At 70.1% G+C, this 13,774-nt stretch carries 10 protein-coding genes and 2 pseudogenes; 9 read left to right on the plus strand and 3 right to left on the minus strand.

Features of this window, described 5'->3' with window-relative positions; genetic code table 11:
- Positions 1-10: 10 nt before the first annotated feature.
- A complete protein-coding gene (locus V7E45_RS31925) occupies positions 11-574 on the minus strand; it encodes an NADAR family protein (protein WP_333777717.1) in 564 nt (187 codons plus the stop codon).
- Positions 575-783: 209 nt separating this feature from the next.
- Here V7E45_RS31925 and V7E45_RS31930 point away from each other — a divergent pair, with 209 nt between their 5' ends.
- The 8 genes from V7E45_RS31930 to V7E45_RS31965 all read left to right on the plus strand — a co-directional run bounded on the left by V7E45_RS31930 (position 784) and on the right by V7E45_RS31965 (position 10,515).
- On the plus strand, positions 784-2,313 hold the full coding sequence (locus V7E45_RS31930) for a gamma-aminobutyraldehyde dehydrogenase (protein ID WP_333777718.1): 1,530 nt from the start codon (positions 784-786) through the stop codon (positions 2,311-2,313).
- 52 nt (positions 2,314-2,365) lie between these two features.
- Entirely contained in the window at positions 2,366-3,613 is a 1,248-nt protein-coding gene (locus V7E45_RS31935; RefSeq protein ID WP_333777719.1) for an ABC transporter substrate-binding protein, read from the plus strand.
- On the plus strand, positions 3,610-4,773 hold the full coding sequence (locus V7E45_RS31940; protein WP_317445673.1) for an ABC transporter ATP-binding protein: 1,164 nt from the start codon (positions 3,610-3,612) through the stop codon (positions 4,771-4,773). The genes V7E45_RS31935 and V7E45_RS31940 overlap by 4 nt, the downstream gene beginning before the upstream one ends.
- Positions 4,774-4,775: 2 nt before the next feature.
- Positions 4,776-5,705, plus strand: a complete 930-nt coding sequence (locus tag V7E45_RS31945) for an ABC transporter permease (RefSeq protein ID WP_333777720.1) — start codon at positions 4,776-4,778, stop codon at positions 5,703-5,705.
- The gene (locus V7E45_RS31950; RefSeq protein ID WP_333777721.1) at positions 5,705-6,505 is read left to right on the plus strand and encodes an ABC transporter permease; all 801 of its coding nucleotides are present in this window, start codon (positions 5,705-5,707) and stop codon (positions 6,503-6,505) included. Before V7E45_RS31945 ends, V7E45_RS31950 begins: the two co-directional genes overlap by 1 nt.
- Positions 6,506-6,527: 22 nt before the next feature.
- Positions 6,528-7,958 carry an NAD(P)/FAD-dependent oxidoreductase gene (locus V7E45_RS31955; RefSeq protein WP_333777722.1) on the plus strand — a complete coding sequence of 477 codons (1,431 nt, stop codon included), beginning with the start codon at positions 6,528-6,530 and terminating at the stop codon, positions 7,956-7,958.
- Positions 7,959-8,111: 153 nt separating this feature from the next.
- Positions 8,112-8,606, plus strand: a complete 495-nt coding sequence (locus tag V7E45_RS31960) for a hypothetical protein (RefSeq protein WP_333777723.1) — start codon at positions 8,112-8,114, stop codon at positions 8,604-8,606.
- 85 nt (positions 8,607-8,691) lie between these two features.
- A complete protein-coding gene (locus tag V7E45_RS31965) occupies positions 8,692-10,515 on the plus strand; it encodes a chitinase (RefSeq protein ID WP_333777724.1) in 1,824 nt (607 codons plus the stop codon).
- On the opposite strand, the pseudogene V7E45_RS31970 reads toward V7E45_RS31965, so the two are convergent.
- Together V7E45_RS31970 and gabT are read right to left on the minus strand one after the other, a co-directional pair.
- A pseudogene (locus V7E45_RS31970) lies at positions 10,457-11,086 on the minus strand (phosphatase PAP2 family protein); the annotation flags it as partial. The gene V7E45_RS31965 and the pseudogene V7E45_RS31970 overlap by 59 nt on opposite strands.
- A 499-nt stretch (positions 11,087-11,585) precedes the next feature.
- A complete protein-coding gene (gabT, locus tag V7E45_RS31980) occupies positions 11,586-12,920 on the minus strand; it encodes a 4-aminobutyrate--2-oxoglutarate transaminase (protein ID WP_333777725.1) in 1,335 nt (444 codons plus the stop codon).
- Between the two features lie 289 nt (positions 12,921-13,209).
- Here gabT and V7E45_RS31985 point away from each other — a divergent pair.
- Positions 13,210-13,774 (plus strand): annotated as a pseudogene (locus V7E45_RS31985) (ATP-binding protein); the annotation flags it as partial.

Genomic DNA, 13,774 nt, shown 5'->3' on the forward strand with positions numbered 1-13,774 from the left:
GGCTCGCCCCCTACGCCCCCGCCCCCGCCAGCCTCTCCCTCGCCTCCATCAGGGCGAAGCCCAGCAGGTTCGGGCCTCGCCAGCGTTCCGGGTGCGAGGCCGCTTCGTCGTCCGCCGCGAGGCCGATGCCCCAGACGCGGTCCACGGGGCTCGCCTCTACCAGGACCCGGTCGCCGGTGTTCAGCAGGAACGTGCGGAGGTCGTCGTCCGAGGCGAACTTGTGCACGCTGCCCTCCACGACGATGCGGAAGCGCTCCCGCCGCCAGGTGGCCTCGTCGAAGCCGCGTACCAGTCGTCCCGCCTTCTTCGCCTCGGCGGGGTGCCCGGCCTCCAGGATCCGGCGCTCCGCCTCCGCGTCACCGAACAGCCGTGCCTTGCCGGCCATCATCCAGTGCTCGGCCGTCACGTACTCCACACCGTCGACCACGAAGGGTGACGGCCACCACTGGCTCAGGCAGCTCGCGCCGACGCGGCCGTCCGGGCGCGGCCGGTGGCCCCAGAAGTGCAGATACTTGACGCGAGCACCCGCCCGGACCTCTCTGAGCAGGGCCTCCACCCCGTCGATCTTCCCCATGCACGCGAGTGTGGCACGCACCACGGACACTCCGTCCGCCCTTTTCCGCGCCGACTCGACACCTGGTCGACAGATTCCGTCGCGTAACCAAAAGGCAACAACGGAATCACTTGTTGGAGTGCACTTGCTCTGTCAGGATCGGCACTCAAATCGAGCTGGAGCTACGCCACCCACCCCCCGGGACGGGGCGAACGGCGGAGGAGAGCGACATGCACAACCCGGGCACCCCGGAACGATTCGACGCGCAGAAACGCCTCGCGGACGGTGCGCAGTTCATCGCGGGCCGGCTCACCAAGGGCACCTCGGGCCACACCCACGCCGTGGTCGACCCCGCCACCGGCGAGGAGGTGTACACCTACGAACTGGCCGGCACGGACGACGTCGACGCGGCCGTGGCCGCCGCGCGCGAGGCGTTCCCGGGCTGGGCCTCCGCCACCCCCGGCGAGCGCTCGGACGCCCTGCACCGGTTCGCCGCCGTGCTCGCCGACCGCGCCGAGGAATTCGCCCGCGCCGAGTCCCTCCAGTGCGGCAAGCCGCTGAAGCTCACCCGTGAGTTCGACGTTCCCGGGACGATCGACAACACCGCCTTCTTCGCCGGCGCCGCACGGCATCTGCAGGGCCAGTCCGCCGGTGAGTACTCGGGCGACCACACCTCGTACGTGCGGCGCGAGCCCATCGGCGTCGTCGGCTCGATCGCGCCCTGGAACTACCCCCTCCAGATGGCCGCCTGGAAGATCCTCCCGGCGATCGCCGCGGGCAACACCATCGTGCTCAAGCCCGCCGAGCTGACTCCGCTGACCTCGCTGCTGTTCGCTCGGGCCGCCACGGACGCGGGCATCCCGGACGGTGTCGTCAACATCGTCACCGGGACCGGCCGGGAGGCGGGCGAGCGTCTCGTCGGGCACCCCGACGTGGCCATGACCTCCTTCACCGGGTCCACCGCCGTCGGCAAGCGGGTCGCCGAGATCGCCACCGCGACCGTCAAGCGCCTCCATCTGGAGCTCGGCGGCAAGGCCCCGTTCGTCGTCTTCGACGACGCGGACCTGGAGGCCGCCGTGCACGGCGCGGTCGCGGGCTCGCTGATCAACACCGGCCAGGACTGCACGGCCGCCACGCGGGCGTACGTGCAGCGACCGCTGTACGAGGCCTTCGTGGAGCGGACGGCCGCCCTGATGGAGACCGTGCGGCTCGGCGATCCGTTCGCGGCCGGCACCGACCTCGGACCGCTCATCTCGCACGTGCAGCGCGACCGCGTCGCCGGGTTCGTGGAGCGGGCGCGTGGCTACGCGCGCGTGGTCACCGGCGGCGAGGCCCCGCAGGGTGACCTCAAGGACGGCGCCTACTACCGGCCGACCCTGATCGCCGGCGCGGCCCAGGACAGCGAGATCGTCCAGTCGGAGATCTTCGGACCGGTGCTGGTCGTGCTGCCGTTCGACAGTGATGATGAGGGCATCCGGCTGGCCAACGACACCCCCTACGGCCTCGCCGCCTCCGCCTGGAGCGGGAACGTCTACCGGGCCAACCGGGCCACCCGTGAGATCAAGGCGGGCTGTGTGTGGATCAACGACCACATCCCGATCATCAGCGAGATGCCGCACGGCGGTTACAAGGCGTCCGGCTTCGGCAAGGACATGTCGGCGTACTCATTCGAGGAGTACACGCAGGTCAAGCACGTAATGTTCGACAACACGGCGGTGGCGAGGAAGGACTGGCACCGCACCGTTTTCGGGGACCGCTAGCAACGATCCGGCCGGTGAGACGGCCGATTCCTCCCGAAAGGGCACCACGCGCATGGAGCAGTACGAGCCCGACCGCCTGACCCCGCCCCAACTGGCCGCCATGCGGCGCAGCCTGCGCAACGGCCGGGCGGCGATGACCCGACGGTCGCTGCTGCGCGCCTCCGCGGGCGGCGCGCTCACGGTCGGCGGTCTCGGGGCGTTGAGCGGCTGCGGGATCCCCGCGGCGGGCAAGACCCAGGGCGGCACGTCCGCCCAGGACCACTCGGCCCAGGAGAAGGTCGTGAACTTCTCCAACTGGACCGAGTACATCGACGTCGACGACAGCGGTAAGCGCCACCCGACGCTCGAGGCCTTCCAGAAGCGGACCGGCATCGCGGTCAAGTACACCGAGGACATCAACGACAACAACGAGTTCTTCGGCAAGATCAAGCCGCAGCTCGCCGCGGGCCAGGACACCGGCCGCGACATCGTCGTCCTCACGGACTGGCTGGCCGCCCGGCTGATCCGCCTCGGGTGGGTCCAGAAGCTGGACCCCTCCAACCTGCCGCACGCCTACACCAACCTGTCGTCCCAGTTCCGCGACCCCGACTGGGACCCGGGACGGGCGTACTCCTACCCGTGGCAGGGCATCCCGACGGTCATCGCCTTCAACAAGAAGGCGCTCGACGGCATCGAGGTGAAGTCGGTCTCCGACCTGCTCGACAACCCCAAGCTGAAGGGCCGCGTCTCCTTCCTGTCCGAGATGCGCGACAGCATCGGCATGACGCTGCTCGACATGGGCAAGGACCCGGCGAAGTTCACCGACGACGACTTCGACGCCGTGACAGCCCGGCTCCAGAAGGCCGTCGACAAGGGCCAGATCCGCCGCTTCACCGGCAACGACTACACGTCCGACCTCACCAAGGGCGACATCGCCGCCTGCGTGGCCTGGGCCGGCGACATAGTCCAGCTCAAGCACGACAGCCCGGACGTCGACTTCGTCATCCCGGACAGCGGCTACATGACGTCGAGCGACAACCTGCTGGTTCCCAACAAGGCGCGGCACAAGACGAACGCCGAGCGGCTGATCGACTTCTACTACGAGCCGGAGCAGGCCGCCGCGCTCGCCGCGTACATCAACTACGCGACTCCCGTCGACGGCGTGAAGCCCTACCTTGCGAAGATCGACCAGGACGCGGCGAACAACCCGCTGATCGTCCCCGACAAGGCCATGCAGGCCAGGTCCCACTCCTTCCGCTCGCTGAGCCAGAAGGAAGAGACGGCCTACGAAGAGAAGTTCGCGAAGCTCACAGGGGCGTGACGACCATGACGACAGACAACAGCGGCGACGTCCGCCTCTCCGGTATCAGCAAGACCTACGACAACGGCTTCACCGCCGTGCAGCCGCTCGACCTGACCGTGCCGCAGGGCTCCTTCTTCGCCCTGCTCGGCGCCTCGGGCTGCGGCAAGACGACCACCCTGCGCATGATCGCCGGTCTGGAGGAACCTTCCTCCGGCACCGTGCACCTCGGCGACCAGGACGTCACGCACTTGCCGCCGTACAAACGGCCGGTCAACACGGTCTTCCAGTCCTACGCCCTCTTCCCGCACCTCGACATCTTCGAGAACGTCGCCTTCGGCCTGCGCCGGCGCGGCATCAAGAGCGTGAAGAAGCAGGTGGAGGAGATGCTGGACCTGGTCCAGCTCGGCGAGCAGGCCCGCAAGAAACCGCACCAGCTCTCCGGTGGCCAGCAGCAGCGTGTCGCCGTGGCCCGCGCGCTGATCAACCACCCGAAGGTCCTCCTCCTCGACGAGCCGCTCGGCGCCCTCGACCTCAAGCTGCGCCGCCAGATGCAGCTGGAGCTCAAGCGCATCCAGACCGAGGTCGGCATCACCTTCGTCCACGTGACGCACGACCAGGAGGAGGCCATGACCATGGCCGACACGGTCGCCGTGATGAACGCGGGCCGCGTCGAGCAGCTCGGCTCGCCCGCCGACCTGTACGAGAACCCGCAGACCACGTTCGTCGCGAACTTCCTCGGCACCTCGAACCTGATCGAGGCCGAGGTCGACACCAAGAACGGCGACGACATCGTGCTCAAGGCGGGCGGCGGCAAGCTCGTCCTCCCCGAGGCGCGCTGCTCCGCCCCGGCGACGGCCGGCGGGAAGGTGCTGGTCGGCATCCGCCCGGAGAAGATCTCCCTCACGCACGCCGACGACGCCGGCTCCATCCCCGAGGGCCGCAACCGCCTCACCGGCAAGATCGCCGACGCCAGCTTCATCGGCGTCTCCACCCAGTACGTCATCGACAGCCCGGTCTGCGACGAGCTCGCGGTCTACGTCCAGAACGTCGAGCGCGACGGGCGGCTCGTCCCCGGTGCCGACGTCGTCCTGCACTGGAGCCCCGCGCACACCTTCGGTCTGGACGCGGCCCAGGACATCGACGCCGGCGTCGAGAGCGTCGAGGAAGAGGCCGCGTAGACATGTCGACCCTCACCGAGGCGCCCCCGCCCCTGGCTCCGGCCGAGCCCGACAAGAAACCGCCGCGCAAGCGGGGCCGGTTCACGCCGTACTGGCTGCTGCTGCCCGGCCTGCTCTGGCTGGTCGTCTTCTTCGCGCTGCCGATGATCTACCAGGCGTCCACCTCCGTGCAGACGGGCTCCCTGGAGGACGGCTACAAGGTCACCTGGCACTTCGCGACCTACTGGAACGCGCTGACCGAGTACTGGCCGCAGTTCCTCCGCTCGGTCTTCTACGCGGCCGGCGCGACCGTGCTGTGCCTGCTGCTCGGCTACCCGCTGGCCTACCTGATCGCCTTCCGCGCGGGCCGCTGGCGCAACCTGATCATGATCCTGGTGATCGCGCCGTTCTTCACCAGCTTCCTGATCCGCACCCTGGCCTGGAAGACGATCCTCGCGGACAACGGCCCGGTCGTGCACACCCTGAACACGCTGCACGTCCTTGACCTCACCGACTGGCTCGGCTGGACGGCCGGCGACCGCGTCCTCGCCACACCGCTCGCCGTGGTGTGCGGTCTGACGTACAACTTCCTGCCGTTCATGATCCTGCCGCTGTACACCTCGCTGGAGCGGATCGACGGGCGGCTGCACGAGGCGGCCGGCGACCTGTACGCCAAGCCGTGGACCACCTTCCGCAAGGTGACCTTCCCGCTCTCGATGCCGGGCGTGGTCTCCGGGACCCTGCTGACCTTCATCCCCGCGGCCGGTGACTACGTCAACGCCGAACTCCTCGGCTCGACCGACACCCGCATGATCGGCAACGTGATCCAGACGCAGTTCCTGCGCATCCTGGACTATCCGACGGCTGCCGCGCTCTCCTTCATCCTCATGGCCGCGATCCTGCTGATGGTCACGGTCTACATCCGCCGGGCCGGGACGGAGGATCTGGTCTGATGCCCTTCGTCAACTGGCTCAAGCGCCATCTCGTGGTCATCGCGGGACTGCTGACCCTCGGTTATCTGCTGCTGCCGAACGTCGTCGTGACGGTGTTCTCCTTCAACAAGCCGAAGGGGCGCTTCAACTACGAGTGGCAGCAGTTCTCCACGGACGCGTGGAAGGACCCCTGCGGGGTCGCCGACATGTGCGGTTCGCTGTCGATCAGCCTGCAGATCGCCTTCTGGGCGACCATCGGGGCCACGCTGCTCGGCACGATGATCTCCTTCGCGCTGGTGCGCTACCGCTTCCGCGCCCGGTCCGCGGTGAACTCGCTGATCTTCCTGCCGATGGCCATGCCCGAGGTCGTCATGGCGGCCTCGCTGCTCACCCTGTTCCTCAACATGGGTGCCCAGCTCGGCTTCTACACGATCCTCATCGCGCACATCATGTTCTGCCTGAGCTTCGTGGTCGTCGCCGTCAAGGCGCGCGTGATGTCGATGGACCCGCGTCTGGAGGAGGCCGCCCGGGACCTGTACGCGGGACCCGCGCAGACCTTCCTGCGGGTCACCCTGCCGATCGCGGCACCCGGTATCGCCGCCGGCGCGCTGCTGTCGTTCGCGCTCTCCTTCGACGACTTCATCATCACCAACTTCAACGCGGGCTCGACCGTCACCTTCCCCATGTTCGTGTGGGGCTCGGCGCAGCGCGGAACGCCTGTCCAGATCAACGTCATCGGTACGGCCATGTTCCTGGTCGCCGTACTGCTCGTCCTGACCTCGATGCTCATCACCGATCGCCGCAACAAGCAAAAGGCATAAGCCCCTGTAGGGAGTTGAAATCATGGCCCCGAGCGCCATGAGCCGTGGCAAGGACAACTGGATCGCCTCTCTCTCCGAAGCCCAGCCGGTCCCGTACTGGCTGGAAGACCCCGGCAAGCCGCAGGCCGAGCCCGCCCTCACCGGCGCCGACACCTGCGACCTGCTGGTCGTCGGCGGCGGTTACAGCGGACTGTGGACCGCGCTCAACGCCAAGGAGCGCGATCCGCAACGTGATGTGGTGCTGCTGGAAGGCCGCGAGGTGGGCTGGGCCGCCTCCGGCCGCAACGGCGGCTTCTGTGCGGCCTCCCTCACGCACGGCCTGCCCAACGGCCTGAGCCGCTGGCCGGACGAGATCCTCAAGCTCCAGGAGCTGGGGATGCGCAACCTCGACGAGATCGAGGCCGCGGTCGCCCGGCACGGCATCGACTGCGAGTTCGAGCGCAGCGGCGAGATCGACGTCGCCACCGAGACCTACCAGGCCTGGGAGCTGCGCGACTGGCACCGTCAGCTGACGGAGAAGGGCTTGGCCGACGGCGTCGAGTTCCTGGACACCGAAGCCGTGCGCGAGCAGGTGAACTCGCCCACCTTCGAGGCCGGCCTGTGGGACCGTCGAGGCGTGGCCATGCTGCACCCGGCCAAGCTGGCCTGGGGCCTGAAGCAGGCGTGCGTCAGGCTGGGCGTGCGGGTCTACGAGCACACGCCCGCCCTGACCCTGAAGCAGTACGGCGCCGGCATGGCCGTACGCACCCCGTACGGCTCGGTCCGGGCCCGCCGGGTCGCGCTCGGGACGAACATCTTCCCGAGCCTGCTGCGGCGCGTGCGCTCGTACACCGTCCCGGTCTACGACTACGCGCTGATGACCGAACCGCTCGACGCCGACCAGCTGGCGTCGATCGGCTGGAAGAACCGCCAGGGCCTCGGCGACTCGGCGAACCAGTTCCACTACTTCCGGCTGTCCGCCGACAACCGGATCCTGTGGGGCGGCTACGACGCGATCCACCACTACGGCGGCCGGGTGCGGGCGGAGTACGACGACCGGCCGGAGACGTACGCCAAGCTCGCGGGCCACTTCTTCACCTGTTTCCCGCAGCTGGAGGGCGTCCGCTTCACCCACGCCTGGGGCGGCGCGATCGACACCTGCTCCCGCTTCTCGGCGTTCTTCGGCACCGCCCACCAGGGCAGGGTGGCCTACGCCGCCGGCTACACCGGCCTCGGCGTCGGCGCTACGCGCTTCGGCGCGGACGTGATGCTGGACCTGCTCGACGGGGAGCGCACCGAGCGGACCGAGCTGGAGATGGTGCGCAAGAAGCCGCTGCCGTTCCCGCCGGAGCCGTTCGCCTGGACGGGGATCGCCCTGACCAAGTGGTCGCTGGCCCGCGCGGACGAACACGGTGGCCGGCGCAACCTGTGGCTGCGGACGATGGACCGGCTGGGGCTGGGCTTCGACAGCTGATCCGCGTACCGGACCGGCGCCGGGCATGCCGCACCCCGCGGGCGGGTGACCCGGCTCACCCGAAAGAGAAGCGGAAACCCGCGTAATGCGGGCCACGGGCCTCCCTCTCCCTGGTGACGCGAACGCGTCCACGGGCGAAAGGGAGGCCTTCTCATGACTGGGGCGAAGACGGCGGTCGAATGGCTGGCATCCGTCGCACCGGACCCGGAGACCTGCCGCTGGGAATGGGAGCGCAACCCCCTCGGGGTCGCGCTGCTTCCCGCCGGCCGGGCCTGGGACGTGCTGATCCTGCCGGCCGGCCTCGGCTATCCCACGCTCGACGTGCTGTTCCGGGTGCTCGACCGGCCAGGCCCGGTGCTCGCCGACTTCGGCGACAACCGGGTCGGCTTCTTCGTGCCGCCGGGCACTGCCGCCCGCTGGCTCGGCACCGGCATCCGCACCGCCGGCCCCGGCACCTGGATCGTGGTGCCCTACCCCGGCCGGGCCACCCAGGGCGTGCGCTGGCTGGTCCCGCCGGACGGCTCGGGCACGCTGACCGACCCGGCGCTGCTGGAACTGGCGATGCACGAGGCGGCGGCCGGCCCGAGCAGGGGACGGGAGGGCGGCCGGGGCGCAGGACGCGGCGGCGAAGAAGGCGGTGACAGGTAGCGCCCGGACACCTTGACAAGAGGATTGGTCTGGACCAAGTTGAGTGCGCTCCGCTCCTCCAACTCCCCGAACCCCGGAGGCCCTTGTGGACCGCGCCCGACCCGCGCGCAGCGCCGGACGCCCCAGATCCGTCCTCGCCCTGCTCACGGCCGCGCTGCTGGCCGTGCCCGGCATCACCGCCCTCTCGTCGGCCGCCGTCGCGGCCGACGCCGACCTCGTGCGCAACGGCGGCTTCGAGTCCGGCCTCGACGACTGGTCCTGCACGGCCGGTACGACGGTCGGCTCACCCGTGCACAGCGGCAGCGCCGCGCTCCGGGCGACCCCCGCCGGCAGCGACAACGCCCAGTGCGCGCAGACGGTGACCGTTCAGCCGAACGCCCAGTACACGCTCTCCGGTCACGTCCGCGGCTCCTACGTCTACCTCGGCGCGAACGGCACCGGCACCACCGACGTCTCCACCTGGACCCAGTCCGCCCCCGACTGGCAGAAGCTGACCACCACCTTCACCACCGGCGCGGCCACCACGAAGGTGACCCTCTACACGCACGGCTGGTACGGCACCGGCGACTACTACGCCGACGACATCTCCCTGGTCGGCCCCGGTGGGAGCACCGCACAGCCGCCCGCCCCGCCCACCGGCCTCAAGGCCGGCACCGTCACCTCGTCCTCGGTCGCCCTGTCCTGGTCGGCGGTGACCGGCGCCACCGGCTACGCCGTCTACCGCGACGGGGTCAGGACCCAGACCTTGACCGGCACTTCGGCCACCGTCTCCGGGCTCACGGCCTCGACGGCGTACAGCTTCCAGGTCACCGCGACCAACGACGCGGGCGAGTCCGCGAAGTCGGCCGCCGTGACCGCGACGACCTCGCCCGGCACCGGCGGCGGGACGCCCGGCCTGCCCGCCCACGCCCTGGTCGGCTACCTCCACACCACCTTCGCCAACGGCTCCGGCTACACCCGCCTCGCCGACGTGCCCGACAGCTGGGACGTCATCGACCTCGCCTTCGGCGAGCCCACCTCGGTCACCTCCGGGGACATCCGCTTCAACCGTTGCCCGGTCACCGAGTGCCCGAACGTCGAGAGCGACGCCGACTTCAAGGCGGCCGTCAAGGCCAAGCAGGCGGCCGGCAAGAAGGTGCTCATCTCGATCGGCGGCCAGAACGGCCAGGTGCAGCTGACCACCACGGCCGCGCGGGACACCTTCGTCAGCTCCGTCTCGAAGATCATCGACGACTACGGCCTGGACGGCCTCGACATCGACTTCGAGGGCCACTCGCTGTCCCTGAACGCGAACGACACGGACTTCAAGAACCCCACCACGCCCGTGATCGTGAACCTGATATCCGCCCTGAAGACGCTGAAGGCCAGGTACGGCGCGAAGTTCGTGCTGACCATGGCCCCGGAGACGTTCTTCGTGCAGAACGGCTACCAGTTCTACGGCACCGGCAAGTGGGGCGGCCAGGACCCGCGCTGCGGCGCCTACCTCCCGGTCATCCACGCCCTGCGGGACGACCTGACCCTGCTGCACGTCCAGGACTACAACTCGGGCCCGATCATGGGCCTGGACAACCAGTACCACTCCATGGGCGGCGCCGACTTCCACATCGCCATGACCGACATGCTGCTCACCGGCTTCCCCGTGGCGGGCGACGCGAACAACGTCTTCCCGCCGCTGCGCCCGGACCAGGTGGCGATCGGCATGCCGGCGTCGACGAACGCGGGCAACGGCTACGTCGCCCCGGCCGAGGTCACCAAGACCCTGGACTGCCTGACGAAGAAGACGAACTGCGGCTCGTACGCGACCCACGGGAGCTGGCCCGCGCTGCGGGGTCTGATGACGTGGTCGGTGAACTGGGACCGGTACGCGAACTGGGAGTTCCAGAAGAACTTCGACGCCTACTTCGGCTGAGCAGGACGGACAGGGTGGTCAGCAGCACGGTGCTCAGGCACCAGCTGGCCACCACGTCCAGCGGCCAGTGCCAGCCGCGCCGGACCAGACCGAAGGACACCCCGAGCACGAGGGCCGCGCACAGAGCGACGAGGGTGCGGCGGGCGGCGGGGGAGCGGAGCCAGGGCAGGAGCAGCAGGGTCGCGGAGCCGTACGCCATGGCCGCCGTGGCCGTGTGGCCGGACGGGAAGTAGCCGACACCCGGAGGCACCACCGGGGTGCCCGGGCGGGCGGTCCACTCCTTCAGCGGTACGACGACCGCCGGGACCAGCGCCATCAGCACGGCGGCGGCGAGGGGCGGCAGCCACCACAGGGCCGCACCGGAGGCCCGGCCGCGCCACGCCGACCAGAGCAGGGTGACGACGAGCACCGGCACGGCGACCTCGACGTTGCCGAGGTCGGAGAGGCCGGCGGAGAACCGGTCCGGGTGGACCAGGACGCGGCTGAGTCGCTCGTCCGCGCGCAGCAATGGGCCGCCTGCCACGACCTGCCAGGTGATCAGCGCGAACAGGGCGGTCGCGAGGCCGGGCAGGAGGAGCGGGACGGAGACCGGCCGCCGTGCGGCGGGGGGCCTGCCGTCGTGGGCCGTGGGCCCCTGTCCCGGGTCCGGATGCTGCGAGCTCGACACGGTGCACAGTCTGACAGCCGCGGAGCTTCGTGCCCGGAAATGCCCGGAACCAAGAAGAAGGAGGTCGGCCGCCCCGGAACAGGGGGGGTGGTTACGGGGCGGCCGTCCGGACCGGAACGTCGCTCGCCCCGGGGGGTTTGGGGCGGCGACCGTCCGATCGGTGAGGAGATCCCGGAGCCCTTGGGGCCCCGGTTGTGTGCGCGAGGCACGACCAGGTCGAAGCTGGGGAGGCCCCGGCCTGAGACCGCCCACAGTCCCCTGTGGGCGGGGTGTATCTCTCATCTGGGTAGAACCTACGACAGCCCGAGGCGCTTGGGCAGACGGAAGCGCGTCCCGCCATCCACCCCGCACACCTTCTTCACACGGCTGCCGCAGGCGCCCGTCAGAGGTGCGAATCCCTCGCTCAGATGCGCGAGAACGCCTGCTCGATGATGTCCAGACCCTCGTTGAGCAGATCGTCGCCGATGACCAGCGGCGGCAGGAAGCGCAGCACGTTGCCGTAGGTGCCACAGGTGAGGACGAGCAGGCCCTCCTGGTGGCAGGCCTTGGCGAGGGCGGCGGCGGCCTCCGGGTTCGGCGCCTTGGTGCCGCGGTCCTTGACCAGCTCGATGGCGATCATGGCACCGCGGCCGCGGACCTCGCCGATGACGTCGAACTTCTCGGCCATGGCGCCGAGGCGGGACTTCATGATCGCCTCGATGTTCTTCGCCTTGGCGTTGAGGTCCAGCTCCTTCATGGTCTCGATGGCGCCGAGCGCACCGGCGCAGGCCACCGGGTTGCCGCCGTAGGTGCCGCCGAGGCCGCCCGGGTGCGCGGCGTCCATGATCTCGGCCCGGCCGGTGACCGCGGCCAGCGGCAGACCGCCCGCGATGCCCTTGGCGGTCGTGATCAGGTCCGGGACGATGCCCTCGTCCTCGCACGCGAACCACTGGCCGGTGCGGCAGAAGCCGGACTGGATCTCGTCGGCGACGAAGACGATGCCGTTGTCCGCGGCGAACTGGCGGATCGCCGGCAGGAAGCCCTTGGCCGGCTCGATGAAGCCGCCCTCACCGAGCACCGGCTCGATGATGATCGCGGCCACGTTGTCCGGGCCGACCTGCTTGGTGATCTGGTCGATGGCCTGGGCGGCGGCCTCCGGACCCGCGTTCTCCGGGCCGGTCGGCCAGCGGTAGCCGTAGGCGACCGGGACGCGGTAGACCTCGGGGGCGAACGGACCGAAGCCGTGCTTGTACGGCATGTTCTTCGCGGTCAGCGCCATGGTGAGGTTCGTACGGCCGTGGTAGCCGTGGTCGAACACGACGACCGCCTGGCGCTTGGTGTAGGCACGGGCGATCTTGACCGCGTTCTCGACGGCCTCGGCGCCGGAGTTGAACAGCGCCGACTTCTTGGCGTGGTCACCCGGGGTCAGCTCGGCCAGCGCCTCGGCGACGGCGACGTAGCCCTCGTACGGGGTGACCATGAAACAGGTGTGGGTGAAGTCGGCGAGCTGGGCGCTCGCGCGGCGGACGACGGCCTCGGCGGAGGCGCCGACGGAGGTCACCGCGATTCCGGAGCCGAAGTCGATCAGGCTGTTGCCGTCCACGTCCTCGATGACACCGCCGCCGGCGCGCGTGACGAAGACCGGCAGCGTGGAGCCCACACCCTGGGCGACCACGGCGGTACGGCGGGCCTGAAGCTCCTGCGACTTCGGGCCGGGGATGGCGGTGACGACGCGACGCTCCTGCGGAAGTGCGGTCATGGGGGGCTCCCTGAAGATCTTGCGTACCGGGTGTTCCCGGGGGTTCCGGACGGTGCGTTTTTCGGACGCTTGTCTCTTTCTTCGCAGGCTAGGGCCGAGAACGGGGGGTGGGCATGCTCCATGTGGGCGTTGTCGCGAGGATTCGTTGTCCGTGGTGGACATAGCACTGGGTGACGGGCACGGCCGACCGGTCCGTCCTTACGGCCGCGTAAGCGGTGAACTCCCTTGTTCGGGGCGTTAGATTGGCTCGCTGATGGTGGATGGAACGGCTGGTCAGGGGGCAGGGGCGATGGACGGCGACGGCACGCGGGACGTACGCGGCACGCATGCGAATCCGGTGCCGCGCCCAGCGGCGCCCCGGGAGGACGCCGCCCTGCCGCCCATGCCCGCCATGCCGCCCGGGGCACCGCCCCGGCCGGACGGCTCTGCCTACCTGACCTGGCTGCGGGCGCCCCGGCCCGAGGCGGCGCCGGGCGTCTGGCGCTTCGGCCACCGGCCCCGGCCCCGGCAGGAGCCCGAGCGGATCCCGGCCCGGCAGCTGCTGAGCGGCGCGCTGATCGCCTTCCTCGTCGGCTGGCTGGTGTGGTCACTGCTGTACAACGGCTACCTCGGCGGCTGGTGGGTGCTGCCGCTGGAGCTGTTCACCCCGGACTCCTGGCGGCAGAACGACCGGGTCGGCAACGCCCTGCTCTGGTACTCGTACTACACCCTCATCGCCCTCGCCATCATCTTCGTCGTCGGCCGTCTCGGCCGCTGGGGCGAGGTCTGGCGCCGCTACGGCCCGCCCGCCTGGCGCCCGGCCACGCCCGCCGCCCCGCCGCCCGGGCCTCGTCCCACGCGTCGGGCAGCAGGTC

Origin of the sequence: Streptomyces sp. IBSBF 3136, from assembly GCF_036815105.1 — a bacterium.
GTDB lineage: Bacteria > Actinomycetota > Actinomycetes > Streptomycetales > Streptomycetaceae > Streptomyces.

Bases quoted from the DNA above. Each gene is read 5' to 3' on its own strand.
- gabT (WP_333777725.1), bottom strand. From the start codon at position 12,920: ATGACCGCACTTCCGCAGGAGCGTCGCGTCGTCACCGCCATCCCCGGC.
- V7E45_RS31950 (WP_333777721.1), top strand. From the start codon at position 5,705: ATGCCCTTCGTCAACTGGCTCAAGCGCCATCTCGTGGTCATCGCGGGA.
- V7E45_RS31925 (WP_333777717.1), bottom strand. From the start codon at position 574: ATGGGGAAGATCGACGGGGTGGAGGCCCTGCTCAGAGAGGTCCGGGCG.
- V7E45_RS31935 (WP_333777719.1), top strand. From the start codon at position 2,366: ATGGAGCAGTACGAGCCCGACCGCCTGACCCCGCCCCAACTGGCCGCC.
- V7E45_RS31960 (WP_333777723.1), top strand. From the start codon at position 8,112: ATGACTGGGGCGAAGACGGCGGTCGAATGGCTGGCATCCGTCGCACCG.
- V7E45_RS31955 (WP_333777722.1), top strand. From the start codon at position 6,528: ATGGCCCCGAGCGCCATGAGCCGTGGCAAGGACAACTGGATCGCCTCT.
- V7E45_RS31930 (WP_333777718.1), top strand. From the start codon at position 784: ATGCACAACCCGGGCACCCCGGAACGATTCGACGCGCAGAAACGCCTC.
- V7E45_RS31945 (WP_333777720.1), top strand. From the start codon at position 4,776: ATGTCGACCCTCACCGAGGCGCCCCCGCCCCTGGCTCCGGCCGAGCCC.